The sequence below is a fragment of the Planomonospora algeriensis genome (assembly GCF_977012225.1).
The window spans coordinates 1-8,370 of the sequence record NZ_CDRNDK010000289.1 but is presented as its reverse complement, the minus strand read 5'-3'; the positions used below and the strand labels follow the sequence as shown (position 1 = coordinate 8,370).

Sequence of the window (8,370 nt, the reverse complement as noted above, 5' to 3'; positions counted from 1 at the left end):
ATATCCCGGACGGGTTCACCCCTCCGCCACCGGAAGACCTCCCGCCCCGGCCTTCAGCAGGCTGACCCCAAGCACTACTGCACTTCGATCCCGGCCGCTGCCCTCGAGACGGTATCCCCAGCCGGGTGTAGCGGCGCTTCTCACTCTGCCAGGGGGGGAACACCGGATCTGGTGCCGCCCCGCCGATCAGATCCATCCGGCCGATAGGCGCCGCGGTAACGTACAGCGCGGTGAGCGCCGCCCGACGGTGCGCCGTACCGCTACCGGGCACCCGTGGCGCGGCCGCTGGCCGCACCACACCCATGACCATGGGCGCCTTGCCTTCTCCGGATTCCCGCGCACCGGTCCGGTGGCCCTCGTCTGCCTTCCCGCGGCGGCCGGGCCGGTCCGGAAGGAAACGGGTCTGCTGCCGGCGTCCCCGCAAGCGGCCGGCATCCGCCTTCCGCGGCCGGTGCCGGCCAGTGCGGGGACGCCGGGGTGGTCAGGTGCCGAGCTTGGCGAGTTCGTCGCTGGTGAAGGTGAGCCGGACCACGGGCGTGGTGTCGTCGTCGATGAAGGCGATGAAGTCCAGGTCCCAGAACGGGCTCGTGCCGTCCCCGTAGATCGAGGTGGCGTCCTTGACGGCGCGGGTGCCCGGCGGGGCGGCCTGCTGGCGGGCGTACCACGGGTCGACGAAGAAGCACTCGGGCCCGTACCCGCCGATCTTGCCCACATCCCCCGAGGCGCGTCCGATCACCACGTAGGCGTGGCCGTGACCGCCGGTGGTGTCGACGATGTTGACCAGTTCCACCGTGACGCCGGGGCCCAGCAGCTCGGGCCGGTCGGCGAGCATCCCGATGACGCAGCAGGCCAGCAGCGTGCAGTTGCCGTCGGTGAGCGTGCGGTACTTGGCCCGCCCGGCGGCCACGTACCTGCGTTTGAGTTCCGCGCGGGCCTGGTCGAACGTGGCCTCGGTCACCGGCCCGTCCAGCCCGGCGGCCTGCCCCAGAGGTGCGCGGTGCACCGGCTTGAGCGTGGCGAACGTCGTGCCGTCGGCGATGATGTCGGGGACCTCGCCCCGCCGGGCCGGGGCCTGCAAGGCTTTGATGTCGAGGCTGTCGTCGACGACCTGCGGCCACGGGTTCCACAATCGCGCGGTGGTCATCGGGGTCTGGTCCAGGGCCGCCTGCACGGCGGCCATCCGGACCTGTTTGGGATCTGCGGTGCCGTGCGTGCCCTGGCTCATGATGATCTCCCGGTGACGTTGTGCCCGCGACTCCGACATTCCCACCGCCGGCTGGCGCGGGCAATGCCGCACCCTGGTGATGGCCGGGTGTGGCCACGCACCACCCCGCCCCCGCACCCTCCCCGGGGCGGAGGCGGACGACGGTTAGAGCGGCGCTCATACCGCGAGACCCTTCGGCGGGCAGCACCGCCGGGTGCGGGCTGCACCGGCCGGAGAACGCCGGGTGCCCGGTCTTTAGGCTGGAAGTGTGGAGGCCGCGCCGATACCACCGACACCCCAGCTGCCGACCAGGCCGCTGAGTGCCCCTGAGTGGGCCCGCCGCGCCGAACAGGCCCGCACGGCCGCGGCCGGCCTGGCCGCAGCGGGCGTTCAGGCCGTCGCGGTGACCTAGGTGGACACCAGCGGCATCACCCGCGTCAAGGCGGTGCCGCTGGCCCGCCTGGAGCACGCCGCCGCCTGGGGCATCGGCGCCTCACCGGTGTTCGACACATTCTTGGTCGACGACTCGGCCGTTTGCGGCCGCTACGCCGGAGGCCCGGTCGGGGACCTGCGGCTGCTCCCCGACCTCGGCTCGCTCACCCGGCTGGCCGCGCTGCCCGGCTGGGCCTGGGCACCGGCCGACCGCTACGACCAGGACGGCGCGCCGCACCCGCTGGACGGGCGCCTGCTCGCCCGGCGGCAGGCCGACCGGCTGGCCGACGACGGTTACGCGGTGCGCGCGGCGTTCGAGATCGAATGGTGCGCCTCGACCGGCACCGGCGACGACTTCGTTCCCGCCGGCCAGGGACCCGCCTACGGCATGGCCCGGCTCACCGCACTCGCCGGCTACCTGCGACAGATCCTCTCCGCCCTGGCCGCCCAAGGGGTCGCGGTCGAGCAGATACACCCCGAATACGCCCCCGGCCAGTACGAGGTTTCCGCCGCCGCGGCGCACCCGGTCGGCGCGGCGGACCTGGCCGTGCTGGTGCGCGAGACCGTCCGCGCCGTCACCGCGCGCGCCGGGATGCGCGCGGCCTTCGCACCGCAGGTGCTGGCCGGCGGGGTCGGCAACGGCGGCCATGTGCACCTGAGCCTGTGGCGCGACGGCGTGCTCCCTGATGTCCGGCCGGCTCCCGGCCCTGCGGCTGACGCGCGAGGGCGAGGGTTCGCCGCCGGGATCCTGGCGCGGCTGCCCGCCCTGCTCGCGGTCGGCGCGCCGGCGGTCGCCAGCTACCTGCGGCTGGTGCCCTCGCGCTGGGCCGGCGCGTTCGCCTGCTGGGGCAGAGAGAACCGGGAGGCGGCGCTGCGGTTGGTCACCGGATCGTCCGGAGAGCGGGACCGGGCCGCCAACATCGAGGTCAAATGCGTCGACCTGGCGGCCAACCCGTACCTGCTGCTGGCCGCGTTGCTGGCCGCCGGACGGGCTGGCATCGTCGCCGGGCTGTGCCTTCCCGAACCGGTCGAGACCGATCCCGCCGCCCTGGACGGCCAGACCCGGCAGGGACTGGGGATCGCGGCGCTGCCGGGCTCACCGAGGCCGTCGCCGCGTTCGAGACCGACCCGGTCCTCGGCGCGACGCTCGGGCCCGAGGTCGTGGACACCGTCGCGGCGGTACGGCGCGGCGAGATCGCCCTGTTCGACGGCGTGAGCGCCGACGAGGTCGTCGCGCGCAGCCGCTGGCGCTACTGAGCGGCGCGATGCGCGCCCGGCTGGTGGCCGACGCCGTCGGCGCCCCGCTCGATGAACCGCATCGCAGCGCCGAGGAGGCCACCGCAGGCCGTCATCTGGGCGGCGTACCACGGTTCCGGAGGACAGACGGCTGCCGGCGACGCGCTGAAGATGCGGGGTGCTTCAAAGCCGCCCACGGCAGAACACGGCAGATGGGCTCTCTTCCCTTCCCGCGCTGAGGCTCCTGCCGGTGGTCAGCGCGTTGATGGTGCCGCGTGGAGGAACGCTATGAACGCCGCACGTTCACCAGGAGCCCCAACCGAATCCGTCGCACCGGCCAACCCCGCTATAAGCTGGACCGTCTTGTGTGACGTATTCATCCCCGTCACCTGGAGGTTCGCCGGTGCGTCTGTCCTCGGTTCTCGGCTCGGCCCTGCTCGCGGCCGCCGTGCTCGCTCCCGCGCTGCCCGCGCATGCCGCAGCCGTTCCGGCCATCCAGATCGCCCGCGTCTACTACGACTCTCCCGGGACCGACCGGCGCAGCAACACCAGCCTCAACGGTGAATACGTCACGGTCAAGAACACCACCCGCCGGGCGATCGACCTGGCCGGGTGGACGATCCGCGACAAGACCGGCTACACCTACACGGTCGGCGATGACGTCCTGCTCGGCGCGGGCAAGAAGCTCACCCTGCGCACCGGTCAGGGCCGCGACACCGCCACCACCCTGTACTGGGGCAGGCGAGCTTACGTGTGGAACAACGACCGTGACACCGCCTACGTCCGACGTCCCGATGGGCGTCTGGTCGACTCCTGCGTCTACGACTCCACCCGCGCCGACTACACGACCTGCTGAGCCCTACCCTCCGGCGACGGGAAACAGTGCCCGCTGCCGTCACCGGAGACCGGACGGGCACCGGTGATGCGCTGCTCGACGTCGTGGCCAGCACGGCGGCGAGCAGCCGCTCCGGATCGTGACCGGGCAGCGGCCCGAGCCGGGAGCGCAGCAGGCCGGCGAGCGGCTCACCGCTACGAATGCGGCGCGCTTTCCCATGCCCGGTCCGCCTGCCTGACCACCTGCGCGGGCCGGTCGCCGGGCCGAGGCGCCGGCCGCACGGTGCACGGTCACGGAACGGCCCCGGCCGGTGGCTGTGCGGGCCCGAGGGGCCGCCATGGGCCCGCGGGCAATGGTCGGCTCCTCACCGGCTCCCGCGGACACCGGCCCGAGAAGCGGATCGGGTGCCGTGGCCCAGGATGGTCAGCCGCGCCGCATGGCGAGGATCTCGCGTCCACGCTCCGGTGTGATCAGCCGGGCGGTCCGAGGGTCGGCCAGCAGGACGATCGGCGCGAGATGGTCGTCGCTCATCGGCCGCCACGCCGCCAGGGCCTTGCGCAGGAGCGGCCAGGCGTCATCGGGGGTGGGGGCGGTGATCGCGGCGCGCACCGCGGCGTCGAACTCCGGGTTGCCGAACCGGGGCTCGCCTGGGCTCGCCCGGTAGTCGGAGATCATTTTCTGGACCGGTTCGGATCCGTGCTTGGACAGGCTGACGAAGGTGGACTGCACCGACCAGCGGGCGGCGCGTTTGTGCTCGGCGGACAGTACGGGCAGGACCTCGGCCTTCAGGAAGGGGGCGTCCAGGGGCCAGGTGGACTCGATGCCGCGCCACAGCATCGAGCCGATCAGCCGGCTCGCGTCGCGGTCGCCCAGCATGGCCTGCATCTGGAACAGCAGGATCCTGGCGCGGTCACGGCCGAAGCGGGCGGCTTCCGCGAAGACTTCCATCGGCCCGTCGACCTCGCCCGCCAAGCTCGCTAGACGGGCGTGTTCGATCGCGGCATCCCACTCCCGCTGGGTCTGGCACTGCGGACGGTCCAGGGCGTGGAAGCCGGCGTACAGGTCGTACATCAGCTCGGAGAAGGACCCGTGCCGCTCCAGGCCCCTGGCCGTCCACGTGAACAGCTCGTAGGCGGCCCATTCCCCGTGCTCGTCGACGTCGGCCGGGTCGAGGAACAGCACGCCCGCGTCCGCCTCCAGGGAGATCTGCAGCGATCGCCGAAGGATGACGGCGTCATCCTCTTCATCCTCATCGTCGTCGTCCTCGTCGTCGATGTCGGCGCAGTCCGCGGCCCAGGGCGAGTCCAGATCGCGCAGCCACCCGATGTCGTCGGTGCCGCGTAGCAGCCCAACGAAGTTGCCCGCGTTGCGCCAGCCGTCGGTCGTCAGGAGGAACTCCCGCAACGACGGCGGCAGCGTGCACCCCAGCCGTGCCTCCGCCTCGGCGACCTGCTCGGCCGAGGCGGGCGGGAAACCCAGCCAGCCATCGACGACCGGTTCCTCGAACGCCGAACGCGGCTCCACGTCGTGAACCGCGAGCCACTCCTCACTCCAGCGCTTCAAGAAGGGCTTCCATGTCTCACGGTCCATGCGGCCGCTCCTTCGTCTCGATCATGCCGCGCCCATTGCAGCAGCGACCGCTGACATTCGGCGTGCCGCCCACGTCACGTGCCTGGCGAGGACAGGGTGCCGAACCCCTCCAGGCAGGGCGCGGGGAGGGCTTGATCGGCTTCATGGCGGCGGCTCGCTAGGGTGAGGCACGCGAATCCCGTTCACCCCCCAGGACGTGCCCTATGCTCCGCCGCCATCGTTTCGGTGTTCCCGCCCTGCTCATCGTGAGCGTGTACCTCGCCGTGGTGGCGGGCGCCGCCGTGCTCGCGCCGGCCACCGGTGAGCTCGGCGCGTTGTGGCGGGTGACGCTGTTCACCGAGGTGGATGAAGACGCCGCGGTGACGTGGGCGAACGTGCTCGTGTTGTGCGCGGCCGGCCTGGCGTGGGCCTGGGCGCTGTGGCAGAGCCTGCGCGGCCCCCTGGCAGGGCCGCCGCCGATCCTGGATCGGGGCGTGCGACGGTTGCGGGCGGGGTTGTACGCTGCCGCGGCGGCGTCGTGGCTGTTCGCCGTCATACCGTCGTGGCCCCGAGGGACAGAGATTCTCTATGCCCTGGTGATGTGCGCGGTCGTGGAGTGGTTCCAGCCGGTGCTGAGGCGCAATCTCACGCGTGTCGCTCACATGGGGACCGTGGGCGTGCTGGGGTATGGAGGTTCCGCCGTCTTCGCGGTGCTGGACGGCCCTGCCTCGCTGATACCCGACGGGCTGCCCTTGGTCTGCGTCGTGGCGGCGCTGGTCTGGACGGTGCTGGCCCTGCGGGCGCAGTGGCGCGACGGCCGTTGGCGGCGTGCCACCGTCCGGTACGGCATCGCCGCCCTGCTGGCGCCGTTCGGCCTGCTATCGGCGGGTCCGCTGCTCGCCCTCGCGGGGGATCTCCACCTCGACGCCGCCGGGGCCGCCGTCGGCACCCTGATGCTGGTCTGGCTGGCCCGCTCCGCCCATGAGTTGGCCGACCCGCCCCGCCAGCCGGCGGCTCCGCCCGCGCCGCTGTTCGCGCAGCCGCACCCCTGAGGCGGCCGAACATCGCGCAGTCGCCGTTTCAGCCGGTACAGCCGCCGTCGTACCGGCCGACCATGCCCGCCTGGGTGAACAACCGCCCAGGGCGGTACTCGGTGCGGATCGGGCTTCTTTTCGCAGTCGCCTCAGCCGTCGTCGTTTTTGGCCCGGATCCCGGTCACCACGAGCGCCAGGGCGAGAACCGGGCCGCCGACGAGCGCGGCGTACAGGTAGAAGCCCTCCGCCCCCTCCTGGAGGCGGTTGTAGGCGAACACCGCCGCACCTACACACACGGCGGCTCGAATGAAATGACCGACCATGATCAACATTCGGAGGTCTCCTCCCGCCGATCGCCTGCTGAAGGGTGAACGACCAGGCCCGGCCGGCGGTGCCGAATCGGCCCGGCCGATCTCATATCCTGCTCTCCCGATCCGGTCCGGGAGGGTTTCGCGCGAGGGAGCGCATCGGACGGATGGCCGCGGCGGGAAAACCTTCTGCACCCGCGTGGGCTGCCCGTGCTCCTGGTCGACATTGACGCCCCCGACCGCACCCGGTTCGCCCCTGCGAACGGCGACCCCACAGGCGAGGAAACACCCCGCCGTACGGCACGCGCCCGAGCGAGGCGGACGTGACCGGAATCCACGGGACGGGCCGCTGACGGCCGCCGAACTCATCGCCGTGGGGTCATTGCGTGACAGTGATTGTGTGACCCTTTCCGATAGACGATGATCACGGGATGACCTGGGTCGTGCCGCTCCCGCCCGCAAGTGATCTCTGTGCCACACAAACGATGGCGTTTTCAGGATGCCGTCTCGGCCACCCCGTCGAGTGTCCGGCCCCTGCGCTGGAAGGACCCGAGTCCGGGATCGGGTGTGAGCAGCTCGCCTTCTGTAATGATCTTCACGACTCACGCGACGATGGTTCGAAAGAGGCCACAACGTGGATGTCCGACGACCCAGGGTCGATGAGGTGTACGAGCACTACCGGCGGCTCGTCGGCGAGCCCGTATCACCGGCGCTGGATGTGGCGCTGTGCTGGACGGTCGTCGTCCCCAACGCCGGTGCGCCTCTCACCGTGGAAGACATCGGTACCCGCCTGAGTGGAGGCACCGCATACGAGGTCCACGAAGCGGCCGGCCTTGATGTCGTCGACCTGCCCGACTACCGCCTGGACCCGCCTCCGGTAGCGGTGGACCGGTCCGGTCCGGCGATCGTCGTGTACCGGCTCGACCAGCTCGGGGCGCAGCCCGCGGTGATCCGGCGCCTGAGTGCCAATGCCCACGTCTACATCGCCTGGTGGAACGTCAACTACGCGAACACCCTGTCCCTCACCCTCGATGGCGAGGTCCTCCTGATGATCAACGGACTGTTCCCCCGGCGCCCCGAAGACCACCCCAATCTGACGTTCTGGCATGAACTGACGACGATCAGCGGCTTCTTCCTCGACTACGACGACACCGACTGGACCGGCAGAGACGACGACTGGGACTGGAGGGCGGGTTTCCTCACCGGCATCGAGCTGGCGACAGGGGTACGGCTGGACCGCGGATGGCTCGATGCGGAGCACCCCTACCTGACGTTCGGCGGTCCCATCCCGGATTAGCGCGCTCACCCATCCCCGAAGCGATCAGCGTCAGGAAACAGCCCGGACCGGACGCACCGATGCGGTCGCTCACCTGCACGGGCCATAGCGGCAGGTAACTCCTGTATCACTTTCCAGCGCATCGTCCCACGAAAAGGTCATCGTGGAGACATGCCGACCCAGCAGCCCCCACCATCCCAGAGCGCGAGCGGACCGCCGGAGCGGCCGCGCCGCCGGACGGTCGTGATCGTCGTGATCGCGGCCTTGACGGTGCTGCTGGTGGTGGCGGGCATCGGGCTGGTGGCCGACCCGCTCGGGCTTCCCGCCGAGGTGCTGGACGTGCTCGACAAGCGCGCCAGCGTGATCGGCGTGGTCATCGCCGCGATCGGACTGGTGGTCTCGGTGGGGGCGCTGCTGCGCACCGAGCGCGCAGCCGCCCTCGCGGCGCCCGAGCCGTCTGCGCCCGCGGCGCAGGC

General features: G+C 71.4%; 8 protein-coding genes. 5 read left to right on the top strand and 3 right to left on the bottom strand.

What is annotated here, in order from left to right; all coding sequences use genetic code 11:
• Window positions 1–481: 481 nt before the first annotated feature.
• A complete protein-coding gene (locus tag ACWJ6R_RS24775; protein WP_449064534.1) occupies window positions 482–1,225 on the bottom strand; it encodes a hypothetical protein in 744 nt (247 codons plus the stop codon).
• Window positions 1,226–1,616: 391 nt separating this feature from the next.
• Between ACWJ6R_RS24775 and ACWJ6R_RS24770 the strand changes: the two genes are divergently transcribed.
• Window positions 1,617–2,852: a hypothetical protein gene (locus tag ACWJ6R_RS24770; protein WP_449064533.1), complete on the top strand. Its 1,236-nt coding sequence runs from the start codon at window positions 1,617–1,619 to the stop codon at window positions 2,850–2,852.
• Between the two features lie 423 nt (window positions 2,853–3,275).
• On the top strand, window positions 3,276–3,728 hold the full coding sequence (locus tag ACWJ6R_RS24765; RefSeq protein WP_449064532.1) for a lamin tail domain-containing protein: 453 nt from the start codon (window positions 3,276–3,278) through the stop codon (window positions 3,726–3,728).
• A gap of 402 nt (window positions 3,729–4,130) precedes the next feature.
• Here ACWJ6R_RS24765 and ACWJ6R_RS24760 read toward each other — a convergent pair whose 3' ends face one another.
• Window positions 4,131–5,297: an SMI1/KNR4 family protein gene (locus ACWJ6R_RS24760; protein WP_449064531.1), complete on the bottom strand. Its 1,167-nt coding sequence runs from the start codon at window positions 5,295–5,297 to the stop codon at window positions 4,131–4,133.
• A gap of 245 nt (window positions 5,298–5,542) precedes the next feature.
• Between ACWJ6R_RS24760 and ACWJ6R_RS24755 the strand changes: the two genes are divergently transcribed.
• A complete protein-coding gene (locus tag ACWJ6R_RS24755) occupies window positions 5,543–6,328 on the top strand; it encodes a hypothetical protein (protein ID WP_449064530.1) in 786 nt (261 codons plus the stop codon).
• A gap of 131 nt (window positions 6,329–6,459) precedes the next feature.
• Here the strand turns inward: ACWJ6R_RS24755 and ACWJ6R_RS24750 are convergent, their stop codons facing one another.
• Window positions 6,460–6,642 carry a hypothetical protein gene (locus ACWJ6R_RS24750; RefSeq protein ID WP_449064529.1) on the bottom strand — a complete coding sequence of 61 codons (183 nt, stop codon included), beginning with the start codon at window positions 6,640–6,642 and terminating at the stop codon, window positions 6,460–6,462.
• Window positions 6,643–7,282: 640 nt separating this feature from the next.
• Between ACWJ6R_RS24750 and ACWJ6R_RS24745 the strand changes: the two genes are divergently transcribed.
• Together ACWJ6R_RS24745 and ACWJ6R_RS24740 are read left to right on the top strand one after the other, a co-directional pair.
• Complete coding sequence (locus ACWJ6R_RS24745; protein ID WP_449064528.1) at window positions 7,283–7,915, top strand: hypothetical protein; 633 nt, start codon at window positions 7,283–7,285, stop codon at window positions 7,913–7,915.
• 150 nt (window positions 7,916–8,065) lie between these two features.
• A partial coding sequence (locus ACWJ6R_RS24740) for a hypothetical protein (protein WP_449064527.1) occupies window positions 8,066–8,370 on the top strand: 305 nt, incomplete at its 3' end.

Bases quoted from the DNA above. Each gene is read 5' to 3' on its own strand.
- ACWJ6R_RS24760 (WP_449064531.1), bottom strand. From the start codon at position 5,297: ATGGACCGTGAGACATGGAAGCCCTTCTTGAAGCGCTGGAGTGAGGAG.
- ACWJ6R_RS24750 (WP_449064529.1), bottom strand. From the start codon at position 6,642: ATGTTGATCATGGTCGGTCATTTCATTCGAGCCGCCGTGTGTGTAGGT.
- ACWJ6R_RS24775 (WP_449064534.1), bottom strand. From the start codon at position 1,225: ATGAGCCAGGGCACGCACGGCACCGCAGATCCCAAACAGGTCCGGATG.